Genomic DNA, 20,222 nt, shown 5'->3' on the forward strand with positions numbered 1-20,222 from the left:
TTTCACCTACTGTACTATTAATGAAGTCGAACTCATCTTACCGCACATTTGCATTTGAGAATTAAAAAAGGTAAAATAATCCCCAACAGCATAAATGAAGGAAGATCTGAAAAATAAAGTTAGTTTCTATGTTAATGTAAGTACTAGCAATATGATATCTCATTTAGCATATACCTATGCGAATTTACAATCCTATTGCGCTTGAACACTGCCAATATGGAAGAAAAGACCTTACTGCGCGCTGCAGAGCGCAACAGAAGGTCTATGCATCCTGTGTCTATTCTAAGAAATCTTTCAAGCGCTTACTGCGGCTTGGGTGACGGAGCTTACGCAATGCTTTAGCTTCGATCTGACGAATACGCTCACGAGTAACGCCGAATACTTTACCGACCTCTTCTAGTGTACGTGTACGACCATCGTCGAGTCCGAAACGCAAACGAAGTACATTCTCTTCACGTTCTGTTAACGTATCAAGAACATCTTCTAGCTGCTCCTTCAACAATTCATATGCTGCCGCATCTGCTGGTGCCAAAGCTTCTTGATCCTCAATGAAGTCGCCCAAGTGTGAATCGTCTTCTTCCCCGATAGGTGTCTCCAACGATACAGGTTCCTGTGCAATCTTCATGATCTCACGTACTTTTTCCACACTGAGTTCCATCTCAGCAGCAATTTCTTCTGGTGTCGGTTCACGCCCTAGCTCTTGCAAGAGTTGACGGGAGACACGGATCAGCTTATTGATCGTCTCCACCATGTGAACCGGAATTCGGATTGTACGCGCTTGGTCTGCAATCGCCCGCGTTATCGCTTGACGAATCCACCATGTCGCATACGTACTGAATTTGAAGCCTTTATCGTGATCGAATTTCTCAACTGCTTTAATAAGACCCATGTTGCCTTCTTGGATAAGATCCAAGAATAGCATACCACGACCGACATAGCGTTTTGCAATGCTGACAACGAGACGCAAGTTCGCCTCCGCAAGGCGCTTCTTAGCTTCCTCGTCACCTAGATCAATGCGTTTCGCCAAGTCAATCTCATCCTCAGCAGAGAGAAGAGGAACACGGCCAATTTCTTTGAGATACATACGAACAGGGTCGTTAATCTTTATTCCTGGAGGAAGAGACAAGTCATCTTCATAATGGAAGTCGTCTTGCTCCTCATCGCGCTCTCCTCTAGGTCGACCGCCCATTTCATCGTCGTTCTCATTAATTTCAATTCCAAGGTCACTCAACTGCTCATAGAACTCGTCCATTTGATCAGAATCTTGATCAAAATTGGCCAACTTCTCGGTAATTTCTTTGTATGTGAGCGCCCCCCGCTTTTTGCCGAGTTCAATCAACTGATCCTTCACTTGGTCCAAAGCAGCTTCGGCTTCAAGTCCAGTATGTTGATCTTTCGCCATGTTCCGACTCCCTCCTCCCTAGATATCGCTCTCCTGTTGCTATCGCTTCAGTTGTTGCTCTAGGGTCACTTTTTCTTTACCAATCTGTGCAGCACGCATCCAATCGCCCGCACGCTCGGCTTGGATCATTTCCTCATGTAAACGTTCAATCTCGCGTTGGAGAGGAACCTTTTGTATAATGGAAATATAATCATCCAACACACTATGATCATAACGCAGTGGCACTTCCGACAATGATATCGAGGCCGCAACCTGCTCTAACCGATCGTCATGCAGCGCTGCGAGAAAGCGGCTAAAGTCCGGTTCTTTCCCTTGCGCATAGTAAGCATATAGATAAGCGGCTAAAGCCGCATGATCATCCGTATTAAATCCTTCACCAAGATGCTGTTCAACATAATCAGCTACTTCTACATCTTGAAACATAAGTCCGAGTAAAGTACGCTCGGCATAGACATACGCTGGCAATAATGCTGGGGGAGCCATACTTCTCTTAACATTCCTAACATTATTCCACCAATCGTCCGAATTATCCCCTCGGCCTCCTGGCAACAGCTTCTGCCTTAGATCGAAGCACTCTTGCTTCAGACTCTCAATGGTCACTCCAATCTGCTTGGACAGTTCCGCCAGATGCATTTCGCGCTCAGTCGGTGATTCGATTGGCGCAATCAGCTTCAATGCCTCTTTTAAGAATCTGCGCTTACCATCATCTTCTAGCAGTATATGATCACCACGTAAAGATAGTAGCTGAAACTTAACAGGTGACACTGCTGCAGATAAGATGGCATGTCTGAATCGCTCTGCTCCATTGGCTCGAATATAATCATCCGGGTCCATATTGTTAGGAAGCATCGCTACAGATACATCCAATCCCTCTTGCTCCAGCAATGGGATTGCTTTGCTTGCAGCGGCTCGTCCCGCATTATCTCCGTCATAACAGATAATAACGCGTTCGACCATCCGCTTCATAAGCTTGACATGTTCTGAAGTAAGAGCGGTTCCCATCGTAGCTATACCATTGAATACTTCAGCATCCCATGCCTGAATGACATCCGCATAGCCTTCAAACAAAACAAGCTGTCCTGTGCGCTTCATATGCGGCCGTGCCAAATGCTGATTGTAGATAAGCTTAGACTTATTAAAAAGCAACGTTTCAGGTGAATTTAAATATTTGGGTTGTCCCTCTCCCAATATTCGACCTCCGAAGCCAATAACCTTCCCATTTCGATCCCATATCGGAAACATAATTCGATCCCGGAAGCGATCGACATAGCCTGGTTGCTGGTGCTTCGCAGACAAGAGTCCCGCCTGCTCCATTGCTTCTAGCGAGAAGCCGCGCTTCTCCAGCAATTGTACGAGCGTATCCCATTGTGTTGGTGCATAGCCAATCTGAAACTGCTCAATCAGTTTATCGTTGATACCCCGATCTCGCAGATAACTTAGGGCTTCTTGACCATGGGCCGTATTCATCAAAATATAATGATACAGCTTGGCCGCAAGCTCGTGAGCTTCAATCATCTTGTCCTTCAGCTCGCTTTGCGGGCTGCGTTCAAAGGAAATATCTCCCCATTGAAAGTTCAAGTTCGCTTGTTCAGCTAACTGTTTGACTGCTTCTGGAAAGGTAAACCCTTCGACTCCCATAAGGAACTTAATAACTGTGCCGCCAGCATTGCAACCATAACAATGGTATATCTGTCTGTCAGGCGTAACGGTGAAAGACGGGGTCTTCTCCGAGTGAAAAGGACAAAGTCCTTTTAAATACTTACCATGTTTCGAAAGATGAACGTACTTGGAGACAACGTCCACAATATCATTTCGAGTGAGCACTTCATCAATAAAATGCTCAGGGATTGGTCCATTTCCATTCACCATATTATCACCTTCATAGAAACACGTAATACTAATTCGCTAAAGGGAGTGGTTCTCCTGCTGCCTGAGCAAAACTTTTGTCAGTTCATGTTGGAATTTCTCTCGATCCTCGAGCGTCATTGCTTTTGGTCCCTTCGTACGCTGGCCTGCTCGCCGTGCCTTAGCAGAAAAATGGCGTTGTTCAAGCAGTTCATCCACATTGCCGATATGTAACTCTTTTCCTCGAGGCGTCAATACGATGCATCCCCGGGGCAAACATAGCGCGGCCAATCCATAGTCATTCGTCACGACTATGTCACCTGACCGCGCTTCGTTTGCAATATACATATCTGCTGCTTGAAAGCCTTGATCCACATAAATACTGCGGACGTAGCTGGATGATAGTGAGTTATTCTGATATGCGGCGTAAGAAGCTATAAATAAAGCGTGAACGTGATACTGTTCAGCAATCGTCATAATTTCGACTTTTACTGGACAAGCATCAGCATCGACAATAATGCGATGTAAGGACATCCTTTTCTCCATGCTTAATCCGCCTGCTAGTCATAATTGGGATACAAATAATGGCAAGTTGTTAAGGACACAACTATGCAACGATTCAGTATCGTCTATATTATATACGCTGCCAACATGAAAAATCCTGCTTGTAAGAAGTGAACTCTATAAATTATTGTAGAATTTTGTCGAACACACAGAAAAAAGTGCGGAATGAGCTGAACATTAGCCTGTTCTGCACATTCCGCATTCTGCAATCAGGTTTACTTTAGACAGACGCCCATACTAACTTAGAGAAATCAGCATAGCGATAAAGATCATTCGCAATCAGCTTCAACAGAGCTAGACGATTATTTTTCACTGCCTCATCCTTGGCCATAACCATGACATCGTCAAAGAATGCAGTAATCGGCTGCTCCAGCTTGCCAAGCTCGATTAGAACTTGTTCAGGCTGTTGAATCGAACGTTCGATTTGCTCATGTGCCAATTTCCAACTTGCATACAGCTCACGTTCTTGATCTTGCTCAAACAACTCTTCATTCACATCTGCATGCTCAGCCTTAGCTGCTAAGTTAGCAACACGATTGAAGGATTCTACCGTTGTCTTGAATGCCTCCTGCTGAACAGCAGTCATCAAGGACTTACCACGTGCAATCGTAAGCTTCACATCATCGTAGCCAGCTGCCAACGCAGCGTCTACAACGTCATAGCGAACTTCCTCAGACAACACATTTTTGACACGCAGTCCGAAGAAGTCATACAAATCATTACGTACTTCAACACGGTTACGTTTCAATAATTGTGCTTGTTCTTGCACATCCAGTGCAACATCGAACAATTGAGACAAGGAAAGCGGTACATTTTGTTCCACGATCATTTGTACGATACCTGTTGCTTGACGACGCAATGCATATGGGTCTTGGGAACCAGTCGGGATAATTCCGATAGCAAAGCAGCCTACCAGCGTATCCATTTTATCTGCCAAGCTTACAAGCTGGCCGACAAGTGTAGCTGGCGCCGTATCACCTGCAAAACGAGGCTTATAGTGCTCGTTAATGGCACGCGCAACTTCCGCGTCTTCGTTCAATTTCAACGCGTAGTCCTCACCCATTTGACCTTGCAGCTCTGGGAATTCATATACCATTTGCGTAACCAAATCGAATTTGCAAATATCAGCTGCACGGCTTACTTTTACAGCTACCTGCTCATCAGCCTTAACGACTGCTGCCAATTTATCTGCAATCGCACGAATACGACGTACTTTGTCTCCAAGCGTACCTAGCTCTTCATGGAACACGATGGAATCTAGTTTCTTAACACAATCTTCAATGCGAAGCTTCTGATCTTCCTGATAGAAGAATTTCGCATCGGACAAACGAGCACGAAGTACTTTTTCATTACCTTTTGCAACAATATCAAGACCTTTATCATCACCGTTGCGTACCGTTACGAAATAAGGCAGCAATTGATTTTGCGCATCAAGTACTGGGAAATAGCGCTGGTGCTCACGCATCGAAGTAATGAGTACATCTTGTGGAATGTGAAGGAATGACTCATCAAATGTACCGAACAACGCAGTCGGATACTCAACAAGGAACAATACCTCTTCCAACAAGTCTTCCTTGATGGAAATATTCCATTGCTTCTCAGCAGCTAGCTTCTCCAACTGGCTGACGATAAGTGCCTTACGCTCTTCCACATCAACGATAACATGCTGCTCACGAAGACGCTCTACGTATTGTTCAGCACTTGTAATAACAGTCTCTTCGCCTAAGAAGCGATGTCCGCGTGATACATTACCTGCTTTGACGCCGGTAAATTCGATAGGAATGATGTCACTGCCAAATAACGCAACAACCCAACGAATCGGACGAACGAAGCGCATTTCATAGCTTCCCCATCTCATGTTTTTAGGGAATGTCATTGCGTGAACAATGCTGCTCAAGCCTTCTGCCAATACGTCAGCCGTGTCCGTTCCAATGCTGCTCTTATTCGCGTAAATGTACTCAACACCGTTCAATTCTTTGAAGAACAGCTGCTCAGGATCTACACCTTGAGAGCGAGCAAAACCAAGTGTAGCCTTAGACCATTGCCCTTGTTCATCTACAGCAATCTTACGTGCTGGTCCTTTCACTTCCTCGTGAACATCTGTCTGCTTGTCAGCTGCATTATGCACAACGATAGCAAGACGACGCGGCGTTGCATACGCTTTTACGCCTTCATGGGCAATACGGGATTGCTCCAACCAACGCTCTACACGCTCTTGCAATTGATCTATAGCTCCACGTACGAAACGTGCGGGCACTTCTTCAAGTCCTAGTTCTAAGAGCAAATGTTTAGGCATCTTGGTTCTCTCCCTTCTTCAACAACGGGAAGCCAAGCTTCTCGCGCTCTTCGTAGTAAGTAGCTGCTACTTGGCGAGCCAAGTTACGCACTCGTGTAATAAATCCTGTGCGCTCTGTTACACTGATTGCACCACGTGCATCCAGCAAGTTGAACGTATGCGAGCATTTCAGCACATAATCATAAGCTGGGAATACCAAGTGCTCATCCATTGCACGTTTTGCTTCTTGCTCATACGTGTTGAACAAATTGAACAGCATCGCTGTGTCACTTACTTCAAACGTATATTTGGAATGCTCGTATTCAGGCTGCAAGAATACATCACCATAAGTGATTCCTTCAACCCACTCTAGATCAAATACATTTTCTTTTTCTTGAATATAGGATGCTAGACGCTCTAGCCCGTACGTAATTTCTACCGCTACTGGATTTGCATCGATTCCACCTACTTGCTGGAAGTAAGTGAACTGTGTAATCTCCATGCCATCAAGCCATACTTCCCAGCCTAATCCCCATGCACCTAGTGTCGGTGATTCCCAGTTATCCTCTACAAAGCGGATATCATGTTTCAGCGGATCAATCCCAAGCTGCTTCAAGCTTTCCAAGTACAACTCTTGAATGTTGTCTGGAGAAGGCTTCATGATCACTTGAAACTGATGATGCTGATACAAACGGTTTGGATTTTCTCCATAACGACCGTCTCCTGGTCGACGAGAAGGCTCTACATAAGCAACATTCCAAGGCTCAGGTCCAATAGAGCGAAGGAAAGTCATTGGGTTCATCGTACCAGCACCCTTTTCGACATCATACGGCTGCACGATGATACAGTTTTGCTTTGCCCAGAAATTTTGCAAAGTCAAAATGATTTGTTGAAAATTCATGCGACTGTTCACTCCTTACACGGATAGGTTCAGCTCTGACGTTATGAGCACGAGTGTGACTATACAAAAAAACTCCCGCCCCTACGTCTGCTGCCAGACATAGGGACGAGAGTTGTTATCCCGCGGTTCCACCCTACTTGATAATCGCGATTCCAACGTGATTTCACGAATTCACAATTATCCACTTTAAAGTTATACATGCTCCGAAGTGCCGTTTCATTCATCCATTCGTTCAGGCTCTCACCATCCCTGAATCGCTATCCTCGAATTGCGGATCGAACTACTTACTTCATCACTGCATGTTATTAAATTAATTAATAAATTATATCATATCGAATGACACAACTTTCGTCAAGCAGCGCGGTGGCTGATGGCTTGACCCAACTAATCGCCGCCGTTACCTTCCTGCTCCTCTGCTTCTTTTTCAGTCATAGAGGGAAGTGGAGCAAGATCATACTTCTCCATTTGCTCAAGGAATTGTAACGATTTGCAGCGTACTCCTATGTGGGTATCCATATAACCACGCATGCAGTCTCGAAGTTGCAGTTTCGTTTCTTGTTTGAGTGTAATGTCCCCAAGTCTTCGTAAGTCTGTCTTAATAAAAACTTGCATTAGCTTCAATATGTTGCCGGAACAAACATAACGGCCATGTTCACGAGGACGACATCGCGAGCAAATCGCTCCTCCAAGCCTCCATCCAAATCCCGTTAATTCATCTGTCCGACCACAAACGACACAACTGTCAACAGATGGAGCAACCCCTACTGCTTGGCACAGTTTCATTTCAAATATATGAGTGGTCACCTGAGCATCTTTGCCTTCACGAATTGCTCGCATATATGCAAGCAATTGATCAAACATTGCGCCTCCGGATTCTTCATCTTGCAGTGCACGATCAACAAGCTCCACCACGTACGACGCGTACGCCGCCAGATGGAGCTGTTCTCGTAGCGTATGATTCGGCTCGGTAATTTCGCACGCGTTCAAGGTACCAATTGAGCCCATGCCGCGAAAGAACACGTACTCACCAAATGTAAATAGCTGCGTGGCGGCACCGTGGCGGCTGCGTACTTTTTTGGCACCGCGAACGAGTACTCCTACTTTGCCGTGAGACTTCGTACACAGCGTTATAATCTTGTTGCCTTCCCCATAATCCATACTGCGGATGACAATGCCTTCAATGCGATATAACACCTTGTCCCTCCCATGTGACAAGCGATCACTTATTCCGCATGCTCTGACGGTTGCAAAGATTCACCATCCATAGGAACAGTATCTCGAATCTGAGCAATATGCTTATACAACAAATATGCATCTACATCACCAGTCATTGCGAACACATTCCATGAGAAATCACGCATTGTGTTATCCCCTTTCGTCGGACATGACGTTGTCTTCAAGACTAGCATGTGCTAGCAGATGGGGATTATCCTTTGCAAAAAATGGTCATGTGCTGGATGTATAAGTAATTTGTTGTCTGCTACACGTCGTGACGGAAACCTAGATCCTTGAGCACACGTTCATGGTTACGCCAGTCTTTCTTTACTTTAACCCACAGCTCAATAAATGTACGGGATCCTAGCAGTGTCTCAATGTCTCTTCGCGCTTGTTTACCTACTTGTTTAAGCAACGCACCTTGCTTACCGATAATGATTCCTTTTTGCGAGTCACGTTCAACAAAAATGACTGCTGAAATGTAGACTACACCATTTTCCTGCACACGCATATCTTCGATTGTTACAGCGATAGAGTGCGGGATTTCTTCACGTGTTGCATGCAATATTTTTTCACGAATAAGTTCTGCAACAACGAATTGCTCAGGATGGTCCGTGATCTGATCATCTGGATAGTATTGCGGTCCTTCTGGCAAATAGCCGTGCAGCACTTGAAGCAATCGATCTACGTTGTTTCCTTGCAAGGCAGATATCGGAACAATGGCCGCAAACTCATGCAATTCATTGTACTGCTGAATCATCGCAGGTACTTCATCAGGGCGAACTTGGTCAATCTTGTTCATGACAAGAATAACAGGTGTTTTAACCAGCTTTAATTGTTCAATAACGAAGCGGTCGCCTCCACCTAAACCAGCGGCAACATCCACCAAGAACAGCACTGCCTCAACTTCATTTAACGTGTTGAGAGCCACTTGATTCATATAGTCGCCAAGCTTTGATGTGCGTTTATGAATACCTGGCGTGTCCAAAAATACGATTTGCGATGATTCTTGCGTATACACACCATGAATTTTGTTACGTGTCGTTTGTGGTTTATCCGACATAATCGCAATCTTTTGGCCGATAACATGGTTCATGAGTGTTGATTTCCCCACATTGGGACGACCAACGATTGCGACGAATCCGGATTTGTAAGATGATTTATTGTTCATGTTGTACTCCTAATCTTCTTTATAACTTTACTTTAAGGGTTTAATTCGGTGACTCGTCTATTAGCTGTTTGCCAATCCTTCAGTGCGTGATGCTGAACTATCTAGACTGGATACATCAAATGCACCAGGGAGTAATTCACCAATCGTAGTTTCCACTAAATCTCCGTTCAAGTTGCCCATATAAACAGGCATCTCAGCAGCACATAATTCGACTAGAACTTGACGACATACCCCACATGGAGTTATCGGAGCAGTTGTATCCCCAATGACTGCGATAGCTTGGAAAGACTTCGCGCTGCAGCCATCCGCGATTGCACGGAATAATGCAGTTCGCTCCGCACAGTTGGTAGGACCGTAAGCAGCATTCTCTACATTGCAGCCCATATGAACGTTTCCTTCGCTGTCCAACAAGGCAGCTCCTACCTTAAAGTGTGAATAAGGAGTGTAAGCACGCTCCCTCGCCTGTCTTGCCAATTCCATCAATTGTTGTTTATCCATGATGTCAACTCCTTATATTCAGGATTGGGTATAAATCCTCACATCTTCATATTACAACAAATTTTACAGTGTACCAATCAAAGTTACGAATCGTCCGCCAAATATAATTGCCCCGGTTATAACGGCGAACGCCGCCGTTACCAAAACGGCTCCGGCGGCGGTATCTTTCGCTATCTTAGCCAGCGGATGCTGATCCGGCATGACCATATCTACTACAGCTTCAATCGCAGTGTTCATTAACTCCGCTGCGATCACAACGGTAATACAAAGCAAGAGCCATAGCCACTCGCTCGTATCAACCCCTAACAGTATTCCAAACAGTATGACAATCAATGAAGCATATACATGCACTCGCATATTACGCTGCGTTGTATAAGCATACTTTATACCGTCTATGGCTGCTTGAAACGTTCGACGCCAATTATGACGCCAGTCCATTATCGTGTCAACCCGATCTTGGATAGAACCGCTTCCTGCTTGTCCATCATCACACGTTCACTCTCATCATCTTGATGATCATAGCCAATTAGGTGAAGGAATCCGTGCACGAACAAAAAGCCAATTTCTCTTTCCAGTGAATGACCATATTCATCAGCTTGAGCTTGCGCACGTTCCGTCGAGATAATAATATCTCCAAGCATATCTCCCAAAGAGGCTAACTCTTGCTCGTCTTCCACCTCGTACAAGATATCCATTTCCTCATCAACCGACTCATTCAATGCAAACGAAAGTACATCTGTCGGACGGTCAATTTGGCGATAATCACGATTGAGTTCATGGATGCGTTCATCATCGACGAATGTAAGCGCTACTTCACCTTCCACGATCCCTTCCATCTGAGCTGCTTCCACAAGCAAAAGCTCCAACTTTTGTATCAATGCTTCGCTAATAGGGTAAATGGACTGTTCGTCGCTCCATTCCAACTTGATGTTCATCAATTAAACTCTCCTTCTTGCCATTGCTTATTTCATTGCTTCAATGTGTTCTTTGTTACAACAGGTTCTTCCTGTGCAGACAAGCTATCAGCATTAGGCTGATCATCTGCCTTGGAATCACCTTTAGCTATTTCGGGTTGCTTCTTTGCAGCATCTGGGTATTCAATTCGAGAATGGAAAATACCCATAACCGTTTCTTTAAGAGAATGAGCAACCATATCTAATTCGCGCATCGTTAAGTCGCATTCATTGAACTGGTTATCATCGAGTCGATCCTTAATGATTTTGTGGATCATATTCTCAATCTGTTCCATTGTCGGATGACGAAGCGAGCGAACCGCTGCCTCAACACAATCCGCAATTCCGACTACCGCCGCTTCCTTCGACTGTGCCTTCGGTCCAGGATAACGGAAATCATCCTCTGTGAAATCCGCCTCCTCACCTTGTTCCTCTGCCTGCTTCAATGCTTTATGGTAAAAATACTTCAGGAATGTTGTTCCATGATGCTGTTCTGCAATATCTCGAATTGGCTTAGGCAGCTTATATTCCTTCAGCATTTCAGCACCATCACTAGCGTGAGCAACAATAATCGAAGTGCTTAGCTTCGGATCAATATAATCATGTGGATTATCAATATTGGTTTGATTCTCTATAAAGTAGCTTGGACGCTTAGTCTTGCCTATATCATGGTAAAATGCGCCGACCCGGCACAATAGACCATTTGCTCCAATTGACTCTGCTGCCTGCTCCGCTAAATTACCAACCATAACACTGTGATGATATGTTCCTGGTGTCTCTGTCAATAGCTTCCTCAGCAAAGGATGGTTCGGATTAGATAGCTCGACCAACTTCAATGCTGACAATATGCCGAATGTAACCTCGAAAAACGGCATAAGCCCAATGACCAAAACAGCCGTAACTAAACCACTGCTAAATGCGAACACCGCCGCTAAAGATGTTTCTTTGCTGTTCAACGGTAGACCATTAAGCATCGCTACAGTTAATACGGTTAATCCACCGAAGATACATATCATAATTCCAGCCTTTAGTATGGTCGATCGTTGACTTGCTCGATGTATGGCGAAAATCGATGCGTAAGAAACAACGAGCGCAAACAAGCCATAGTTGAAATCAAACAGCATATTTTGATGAGTATTTAACAATGCACTCGCAATGATACTGAACAATACAGCCGATACGTAGGCTAATGAGACATCGAGCAGCAGCGTTATGAGCATAACACCAAGCGCGACAGGAGCAACGTATCCGATATAAGCAGTTGTCTCGGTTTGTGCAAACGATACAATTTCCATCATAATTATATTAATGACGAAAATTAACAACAACATAAGCAGCTGTGAGTTGTTGTACTTAAAATGAGTATGGCTTCCCTGACGCATAAACATAACCAACAGCAAGGTAAATAATGTTGAAAGAAGCAGCAGCCCAAACTGAGGCCACAAGTTTACTTCTGTCTTCAACAAACCATTTTCTTTGAGGAGATCATACATATCCTTTGTAATGATCTCGCCCTTTTGAACGATAAGTTCACCTTGCTTAATAAATACTTCTTGCGTATTTTCACGAGCCTGTACCTTCGCTTGCTTCGTGGCTTCTTCGTCATAGAACTTGTTTGGCGTAATGGCTAGCCTAACAAGCTCCTGAACAACTTCACGTTCTGCACGCTTATCCAATGAGCTTGTATTCACGGACTCCGCAACTTTGGCTCTGGCTACTGCTGCATCTGCGATCGAATCACTCATTAATGTACTTACAATTTCATGAGATACGACCTTCATTTCAGCAATGTCTTCTTTTGAGAGTCGTGCCATCTTGATGTAAGTTTCTTCAGGCACACGATATTTCTGCTCTTCGATTCGCTTCGTTACTTCTTCCAGTAACTGTGCAGAATACGTATTCGCGTTGCGGCTCGTCAAAATAAACGTGCGAATGTAATCATCGAACATTTGTGGAATTACGCGGCGATACAAATCTACTTTCTCCGAGAAAGACAGCTGATCATCTTGATTCAACAGTTCGATACGATTAAAAATACTATCAATTAGCCGGTCATTTTTGATCGACACAATTGGATAAACAGGTGGCGCGCCTTCAGCTGCCTCTTCTTGAGCATTCAGCGTTGCCTGCTTGTCCTTAATTTGCATTGGAGCGACAATATTTTTTTCTACCGGATTTCCAATTTGAATATCAAACTTTTCCGGCAGCATTTTAGGTGCAAGGGAAAAATAAATAAATATCGTTAGGACTACGAATAATACAATACGCATACCTAAACTATATTTCCATCCTCCCGTTTTCACTGGACGTATTCTTCGATTGCTACCGTTATTTTTAGCTTGTAGCATAGAGAACAACCCTCTCTATCCTTGGTTTTCGCTTTCCTTCTGGTAAGCTATAATAATTTTTTGTACTAAGGAATGACGAACGACATCTTGTTCAGCAAAATGCATAAAGCCAATCTCCTTAATATCTCGAAGCACTTTATGAGCTTCGACAAGTCCTGAATTTTTGCCCCTAGGCAAATCAATTTGCGTAACGTCGCCTGTAATGACCATTTTTGAGCCAAAACCAAGGCGCGTTAGGAACATTTTCATCTGTTCAGGAGTCGTATTTTGCGCCTCATCCAAGATGATGAATGCATCATCTAATGTTCGACCACGCATATATGCCAGTGGTGCAATTTCGATCAATCCTCGCTCTAATGCCTTAGCGACTTGATCAGGACCCATAACATCATGCAAAGCATCATACAAAGGACGCAAGTATGGATCTACCTTCTCTTGCAAATCTCCTGGCAGGAAGCCTAGATTCTCTCCCGCCTCCACAGCCGGACGTGTTAAGATGATCCGCTTAACTGCCCCTTCCTTCAAAGCAGTCACTGCTAAAACTACAGCAAGGTACGTCTTACCTGTACCCGCAGGTCCAATTCCAAATACAACATCCAGCTTCTTGATCATAGAAACGTAGTGACGTTGACCGATTGTCTTCACACGAATCGGCTTGCCACGGTATGTATGAGCCACTTCTCCCTTGAACAAATCCAACAGCTCATGGACTTTCCATTGCTCTGCCAATTCAAGTGCGTACATAATATCCCGTTCAGACAACCCAATATTGTTGCGAATAAGTTCGAGCAGCACTTCAAACAACTGTTTGAACTTTTCCACTTCTTCGGAATCACCTGTCAGGACAATCTCTGCTTCACGTGACGATATTTCGACTTCGGTATGAGATTGGATAAGCTTAAAATACTTGTCTTGTGGTCCAAAAAGCGCCAGACCTTCAGCTGCATTCTCTAATGAAAGTTTCACGGTTTGTTGTTGCGACAAAATCTCAGTCTCCTTGCCTTAGTCATATGATTTAGTCTTTATGAAGTGCCGATTATAGGCTGCTCTTCTGCAATCGATTGCTCTACTTCAAACATAACCTTAAGTTTCACTTTACCATTCTCCGTCTTCTGATGCAAAATCTTTTCCGTCACGACACGAGCATTCGGTCCATATTTCGCCATAATATCCGATCTTGCATGCTGCAATCCAATTTGAACAGCCTCTTGCTGTTCTTGAGCCTCTTCAACAATCTGTACTTCCATTATCTTTTCTTTTACCCATTTTAGCGGCAAAGTTAACATTCCTACATTTACATCACTGAATTCGGTCTTCACTTCATAATGGTAATAAGGAATTTCTCCATAACCACTTACCTGCAGACGTCGTTGACCCAGCTGTACATAAGATTTCTCTACGCTTTGGCCAGTCATGACTTTTTGCTTGCTTATAAGAGGTGATTGTATCGAATATTCATACCAAACAAGACCTCGTATGCTACCTTTAGCCACAACAGTCAAAGGAGACTCAGGAGAACCTAGACCGCCACTAATAAGGAGCTGTCCCTTTCTCACTCGATCATTCGGTTTCACGACTGCTTTGCCTTCCTCGGCAATAATACTTGTAATGATAGCATCTGTCCTTGCTACTATGTTACGTGGATTATTAAGCTTTCTCGCTTTGGGCACAGTGGATTCCACAATATGAATGACAATTTTAGTACCTTGCCTTGTCACGCCGACCCAGGATGAAGAAGACAGCTTCGCGTGCAGCGCTTTTGACAGATCTTCTGTATCTTTAAGCCTGAATGTCCACTGAAATGGATATATACCCTCCTGATGCGCAGCCGCCAGCACTTGCTCGGTTGAGATCGACTCATTCCCCTTCACTTCTATCGTCCACACTAGGGATGACAGCATGTACAATCCGAGCAAAAATAAAAATGCACCTGTTACAAAAAAAGAACGTCGGCGCACTTGTCCAACCGAAAAAGGAAGTCCATGACGCTCCATTACATGAACACGGCAGCCTGTCTTTTTTAAATACGGACGTAAACGAAAAAAGTCAGGTACTATAATAAAGAGGCTCACCTGATGATCCTCTGTGCGCCTCACATCCCATATCGTTATCCGTTTTGCTAAAAGGAGATTAAGCAGCTGTTCGGAATGCTGTCCTCGAATTTGAACTTTGACATATCCACGTATTTTGCCCATTAACGGTGGTTTCATGGCTTTGCATCCTCCATTCCGTGAACCTTTACTTCAGCTATGTAGCCTTCGATACATATTTCCTCTGTCCAAATCCCGCGAATGACAAGTTCAGTTCCCGTTACTTCCAGTTCCCCTTTTGCCAGCGATAATCTCATATTTTCATTGGAAAAATGAACAATTCCACGATGATTCTCTACGAACAGCTTGCGATTGCCTATTAAGGATACTCGGGGCACATCAGATACGATATCCTGCGGCAAATCAAACAAATGCGCCGTCCACTGATTCAACTTGCGCATGATACGGCTCATACGTGTGAGGCCCCCTTCCTGTACTTTACAACTTATGCTCCATCAGCAATGAATATGAGAAATAGCAATAGGATGAAAAGACAAAAAAGTCCTAACCCGTTCCTTAGAAGGAACAAAGGCTAGGACTTTTTACATTATCGATTGCGGAACGGACGCTTTGCGCGAGGCGGACCTAGTATTTCGGCCCATATCACACCTTGACGCGCCTGCTCAGCTAAGGTTTGATTGGAATCGGCCTTGTCACGCTGATGCTGCCCTCCATGACCGTTTCGCGAATATCTAGACGAGAAACCCTCTCCAGCTGCCGCAGTTTGAGCACGATAAGTTGTATCGGATAGTCTTGATGAAGTATAACCAACTGCATTCTCTTCTCGATCATGGTTATAAGCATTCGAGAACACAGGAGTCGTTCGCACATCCTCTAATAGAGGCTGCTGATGCTCATACTCTTCCTCATCGTCTTCATAATCATCATAGTCGCCCTTATCTTGATCGTGATTAGATTGACTCTGGCTAGCCGTACTTTGCGTATCACCACCAAAGCTTGGCATTTGACTGACTGACTTCTTTTTATTGCCCATTAGCGAAATTAAGAAGCCCACAACAGCAACGACTACAAAAATATTCGAAAAAATGAAATCAAATAGTTTTTCCATGGCTTATCGCCTAGCTTTCCGAATTGTGGTCAGAACGTCCTGCGTCTGTATTCTTGCCAATCGAGCCGCGCATTTGCGTATCCGCCTCAATATTTTGGAGGTTCATGTAATCCATAACACCTAACTTACCGCTCTTGAGCGCTTCAGCCATTGCCAACGGAACTTGAGACTCAGACTCAACTACACGCGCGCGCATCTCTACGACGCGAGCCTTCATCTCTTGCTCTTGTGCAACGGCCATTGCACGACGCTCTTCTGCCTTTGCTTGAGCGATACGCTTATCAGCTTCAGCTTGCTCCGTCTGAAGATGCGCACCGATATTTTTACCTACATCCACGTCAGCCACATCAATGGACAAGATTTCGAACGCTGTACCCGCATCCAAACCTTTGCCAAGTACTGTACGAGAAATCAAATCTGGATTTTCCAATACATCTTTATGAGTAGCACTAGAACCTACCGTAGTAACAATACCTTCACCAACACGGGCAATGATTGTTTCTTCACCCGCACCACCAACGAGACGTTCAATGTTCGCACGGACCGTTACACGAGCACGAACTTTTACTTCAATTCCGTCTTTCGCCATAGCGGCAACGATTGGTGTTTCAATAACACGAGGATTAACGCTCATTTGTACAGCTTGCAATACATCACGTCCTGCAAGATCAATAGCAGCTGCACGCTCAAATTCCAAGCTAATATTTGCGCGCTGTGCAGCAATTAGTGCATTTACAACTCTATCTACATTACCGCCCGCCAAATAGTGACTTTCCAATTGATTAATGGATAGCCCTAATCCAGCTTTAGTCGCCTTGATCATCGGATTAACGATACGGCTCGGGGTAACACGACGTAGACGCATTGCTACCAACGTAATAATACTAATTTTCACACCGGATGCAATAGCAGAAATCCAGAGCATTACCGGGAAGAAGCTGAGGAATACACTCACGGCGATAATAATAACCGCGACCGTCAGCAATAAGCTAATATTCAATTCCATAAAAGCACAACCTCCGATTCATTTTTCTATATAGGCAGGTTTACATGAAACCGCGACCCCTAGTCTTCTGCGTGTTCGCGCACAACGACACGAACTCCTTCTACATGAATTACCTTTACACGCTTACCAGCGCTAATAAATCCTCCATCGGTAACAACATCAACTTTTCGTTCGTTGAACGATGCGGTACCGGATGGTCGAAGCGTAGTTAATGCAATACCAACTTCTCCGATGAGCTCGGATGCATTTCGCACGGACACGAAACCATCTTCCGTTGTCAATTGCTCTCGCAGAATGAATCGATTCCATACTCCGCGATGCTTAAATATGCGTGCAATGATGACAACGACTATGGTAGCGGCGATGAATGCAATCCCCAAAGACAACAGCGCATCAGATGTGTCATATGCAGCTCTCACGACACTTGTAATAAGACTGGCAGAACCTAGTATTCCCAATATGCCAAAGCTCGGTACAAACAGTTCCAACACGAGCAGTACAAGACCTAGAACAAAGAGGACAAATGCCTCCATCCCTGCTAATCCAGCGACATAAGCGCCGAAGAAGTATAGACCGAAACTAAGAACACCCAAAATACCTGGCACACCGAACCCTGGTACAATTAGTTCAATAGCAATACCTGCAATACCGATGAACAACAGCATAGTAGCGACAATTGGATTCATAAGGAACGAAGCTATTCGTTCCGATGCAGCGACCTCGATCGTTAGTACAAGCGGATTGCTGCGCTTCATTTGAGTAAGCAATTCTTGAAGGGAAGCTGCTTCGAAATCCGCATAACCAACTTTGACCGCTTCCTTTGTATCCAAGGCAAGCACTTCTCCCGTCTTCTTGGTACGGTCGAGTTTAGGAAGTTTTATTTCATTCTTCACATCAACCATAGCGACTGCATAAGTGCCATCACGGCCATTGGCCTCAGCAGCACCCTTCATCATGCTCGACCATGCAGCAACGACTTTTGGATTGTCAACCAGTTCGGCATTCACATCCACGATCGCGGCTGAGCCGATCATGCTCGTAGGTGTCATCGCGATCTTATCCGCGCTGAGTGCTATATAACTACCAGCAGAAGCTGCTTTACCATTTACATAAACAACGGTTGGAATAGGGCTCTCCGATATGAGGAGTCCTAATGCTTCAGCACTGTCTAACCTTCCACCAGGTGTGTTCATTTCAAACACGATAAGCTCCGCCTTTGATTGCTTCGCTTCTTCAATCGCCCGACGAACATATGACTCCATAACTGGATCTACAGCACCTTCTAGCTTTATGACGGCAACTACGCCATCATTCACAGTCCCTGGAACGGGCTCGGCATATGCTGGCTTTACACCAACACTGCTGATTACACCTAACAAGCCTGTCAGAGCAAAAACAGTAAGCGTCGTTAAAATGAGCCATCTCTTTAACGTTACAGAACGTGAATTCAATCCACTACCCCCTTCTCTGTTTAGTATGTCAACTGTTCTTACTTTCTTGATTCCATATATGCGGTAATACGTAATTTCATCAATTACGTTTCAATAATCTAACAAAATCGTCAAAGTCAACAACGTATAACTGCAAGCAACACACAAAAATAATCCATTTATAACCATCAACACAATCACTCCACATGCTCATTTGCAAAAAGAAGACATAATAAAAAACACTCCTTGAAACAAGGAGTGTTTTTGTATTCGATCAGTTATAAAGATTCGCTTATTGCAGATGCTGTTGAACAATTACATTGACAAGTTTACCGTCGGAACGTCCTTTGACCTTTGGCATTAGGGCAGCCATAAGCTTACCCATGTCTGCTTTCGAAGTAGCACCGGTCTCTTGGATGGTCTCTCGTACAATGGCTTTAATTTCTTCTTCAGAAAGCTGTGCTGGAAGGTATTCCAACAAAATGTCAAGCTCTAGTTTCAAGTTATCTACAAGGTCGAATCGGCTAGCTTTCTCGAACTCATGGAGGGCATCTTTCCGCTGTTTGATTTCACGACCTAGAATTTCAAGCACTTCATCGTCATTCAAAGTTCGTTTCGAATTTATCTCAACATTCTGGATTGCCGAACGAACCATGCGGATGGTGGAGAGTTTGAACTTGTCTTTACTCTTCATCGCTTGCTTCATATCTTCGCTCAATCGTAGGCTTAGATCCATTGGTGCTATATCCTCCTAAAACTTTCTCTTGCGAGCAGCCTCGGACTTCTTCTTACGCTTGACGCTTGGCTTCTCATAGTGCTTACGCTTTTTAACTTCAGCCAATACGCCATCTTTTGCGATGGAGCGCTTAAAGCGTCGAAGTGCAGCATCGATCGTCTCGTTTTTGCGAACTTTCGTTTCAGACACCAGTTATCCCTCCCTCCGACCAGACCGTCCAAGAACAAATCACGGTTCATCAAATTACATTATATGTGATGGTGAAATACAGTGTCAACCTCGCACTTGCGAACTGTAAATAATTACTGAAATCATTACCTAGAACCAACAATATCTCCTAACGGTTCGCCACCTAATAGATGGTAGTGAATATGGAACACAATCTGGCCGCTGTCTTTGTTGCAATTGTTAACTAAGCGGTAGCCAGACTGCTCTACACCTAAATCTTTCGCGATGTGTTGTGCCGCCTCATGGATATCTCCTAACAGCGCATAATCTTCTTTTTGCAGATCATTCATAGTCGGAATGTGTTTTTTGGGGATAATTACGATATGTACAGGTGCTTTAGGCTGGATGTCATGAAAAGCAACCACTTGTTCCGTTTCGTATACTTTTTTAGAAGGCAGCGTACCTTCGATTATTTTGCAAAAAATGCAATCCATCCTAATCTTCCTCCTAGAAATGTGTATTCACATATACAGCCCATGTTGCTTCAGCAT

Annotated in this window: 21 protein-coding genes; all 21 read right to left on the minus strand. The window is 44.3% G+C overall.

Translation table 11 applies throughout. The annotated features are described in order from the left end of the window. Positions 1-277: 277 nt before the first annotated feature. The 21 genes from rpoD to FPZ44_RS15345 all read right to left on the minus strand — a co-directional run bounded on the left by rpoD (position 278) and on the right by FPZ44_RS15345 (position 20,165). Entirely contained in the window at positions 278-1,402 is a 1,125-nt protein-coding gene (gene rpoD, locus FPZ44_RS15245) for an RNA polymerase sigma factor RpoD (protein WP_028595855.1), read from the minus strand. A 39-nt stretch (positions 1,403-1,441) separates the two neighbouring features. Continuing rightward, positions 1,442-3,271: a DNA primase gene (gene dnaG / locus FPZ44_RS15250; RefSeq protein ID WP_186786065.1), complete on the minus strand. Its 1,830-nt coding sequence runs from the start codon at positions 3,269-3,271 to the stop codon at positions 1,442-1,444. A 36-nt stretch (positions 3,272-3,307) separates the two neighbouring features. After that, positions 3,308-3,793, minus strand: coding sequence for a YaiI/YqxD family protein (locus FPZ44_RS15255; protein ID WP_144991395.1), 486 nt, complete (start codon positions 3,791-3,793; stop codon positions 3,308-3,310). A gap of 238 nt (positions 3,794-4,031) precedes the next feature. Continuing rightward, positions 4,032-6,107, minus strand: a complete 2,076-nt coding sequence (gene glyS, locus FPZ44_RS15260; protein WP_144991396.1) for a glycine--tRNA ligase subunit beta — start codon at positions 6,105-6,107, stop codon at positions 4,032-4,034. Next, positions 6,100-6,987, minus strand: a complete 888-nt coding sequence (gene glyQ / locus FPZ44_RS15265) for a glycine--tRNA ligase subunit alpha (RefSeq protein WP_144991397.1) — start codon at positions 6,985-6,987, stop codon at positions 6,100-6,102. Before glyQ ends, glyS begins: the two co-directional genes overlap by 8 nt. Before the next feature lie 384 nt (positions 6,988-7,371). Then, complete coding sequence (gene recO, locus FPZ44_RS15270; protein ID WP_144991398.1) at positions 7,372-8,181, minus strand: DNA repair protein RecO; 810 nt, start codon at positions 8,179-8,181, stop codon at positions 7,372-7,374. A gap of 29 nt (positions 8,182-8,210) precedes the next feature. Next, positions 8,211-8,348, minus strand: a complete 138-nt coding sequence (locus tag FPZ44_RS15275; protein WP_144991399.1) for a YqzL family protein — start codon at positions 8,346-8,348, stop codon at positions 8,211-8,213. 119 nt (positions 8,349-8,467) lie between these two features. Beyond that, positions 8,468-9,373 (minus strand): GTPase Era, encoded by a 906-nt coding sequence (gene era / locus FPZ44_RS15280; protein ID WP_144991400.1) that lies wholly within the window; start codon positions 9,371-9,373, stop codon positions 8,468-8,470. A 60-nt stretch (positions 9,374-9,433) separates the two neighbouring features. Continuing rightward, entirely contained in the window at positions 9,434-9,871 is a 438-nt protein-coding gene (gene cdd, locus FPZ44_RS15285; protein WP_144991401.1) for a cytidine deaminase, read from the minus strand. 63 nt (positions 9,872-9,934) lie between these two features. Further along, positions 9,935-10,309, minus strand: a complete 375-nt coding sequence (locus FPZ44_RS15290) for a diacylglycerol kinase family protein (protein ID WP_144991402.1) — start codon at positions 10,307-10,309, stop codon at positions 9,935-9,937. Beyond that, entirely contained in the window at positions 10,309-10,806 is a 498-nt protein-coding gene (gene ybeY, locus FPZ44_RS15295) for an rRNA maturation RNase YbeY (RefSeq protein ID WP_144991403.1), read from the minus strand. Before ybeY ends, FPZ44_RS15290 begins: the two co-directional genes overlap by 1 nt. A gap of 32 nt (positions 10,807-10,838) precedes the next feature. Next, on the minus strand, positions 10,839-13,172 hold the full coding sequence (locus FPZ44_RS15300; protein WP_144991404.1) for an HD family phosphohydrolase: 2,334 nt from the start codon (positions 13,170-13,172) through the stop codon (positions 10,839-10,841). Between the two features lie 15 nt (positions 13,173-13,187). Continuing rightward, positions 13,188-14,156, minus strand: a complete 969-nt coding sequence (locus FPZ44_RS15305; RefSeq protein WP_144991405.1) for a PhoH family protein — start codon at positions 14,154-14,156, stop codon at positions 13,188-13,190. 38 nt (positions 14,157-14,194) lie between these two features. Beyond that, positions 14,195-15,382: a sporulation protein YqfD gene (gene yqfD / locus FPZ44_RS15310; protein WP_261378336.1), complete on the minus strand. Its 1,188-nt coding sequence runs from the start codon at positions 15,380-15,382 to the stop codon at positions 14,195-14,197. Next, the gene (gene yqfC / locus FPZ44_RS15315; RefSeq protein ID WP_144991406.1) at positions 15,379-15,675 is read right to left on the minus strand and encodes a sporulation protein YqfC; all 297 of its coding nucleotides are present in this window, start codon (positions 15,673-15,675) and stop codon (positions 15,379-15,381) included. The genes yqfD and yqfC overlap by 4 nt, the downstream gene beginning before the upstream one ends. A gap of 134 nt (positions 15,676-15,809) precedes the next feature. Continuing rightward, positions 15,810-16,331, minus strand: coding sequence for a hypothetical protein (locus FPZ44_RS15320; RefSeq protein ID WP_144991407.1), 522 nt, complete (start codon positions 16,329-16,331; stop codon positions 15,810-15,812). 10 nt (positions 16,332-16,341) lie between these two features. Continuing rightward, positions 16,342-17,337 (minus strand): flotillin-like protein FloA, encoded by a 996-nt coding sequence (gene floA, locus FPZ44_RS15325; protein ID WP_144991408.1) that lies wholly within the window; start codon positions 17,335-17,337, stop codon positions 16,342-16,344. Between the two features lie 59 nt (positions 17,338-17,396). Then, positions 17,397-18,788, minus strand: coding sequence for an NfeD family protein (locus FPZ44_RS15330; protein ID WP_261378337.1), 1,392 nt, complete (start codon positions 18,786-18,788; stop codon positions 17,397-17,399). A 271-nt stretch (positions 18,789-19,059) separates the two neighbouring features. Beyond that, positions 19,060-19,503 carry a GatB/YqeY domain-containing protein gene (locus FPZ44_RS15335; protein WP_144991409.1) on the minus strand — a complete coding sequence of 148 codons (444 nt, stop codon included), beginning with the start codon at positions 19,501-19,503 and terminating at the stop codon, positions 19,060-19,062. Between the two features lie 15 nt (positions 19,504-19,518). After that, positions 19,519-19,692: a 30S ribosomal protein S21 gene (rpsU, locus tag FPZ44_RS15340; protein ID WP_005547957.1), complete on the minus strand. Its 174-nt coding sequence runs from the start codon at positions 19,690-19,692 to the stop codon at positions 19,519-19,521. A 125-nt stretch (positions 19,693-19,817) separates the two neighbouring features. Continuing rightward, a complete protein-coding gene (locus FPZ44_RS15345) occupies positions 19,818-20,165 on the minus strand; it encodes a histidine triad nucleotide-binding protein (protein ID WP_144991410.1) in 348 nt (115 codons plus the stop codon). Between the last annotated feature and the right edge of the window lie 57 nt (positions 20,166-20,222).

The organism is Paenibacillus agilis, from assembly GCF_007786455.1.
Classification (GTDB): Bacteria; Bacillota; Bacilli; order Paenibacillales; family Paenibacillaceae; genus Paenibacillus_B; species Paenibacillus_B agilis.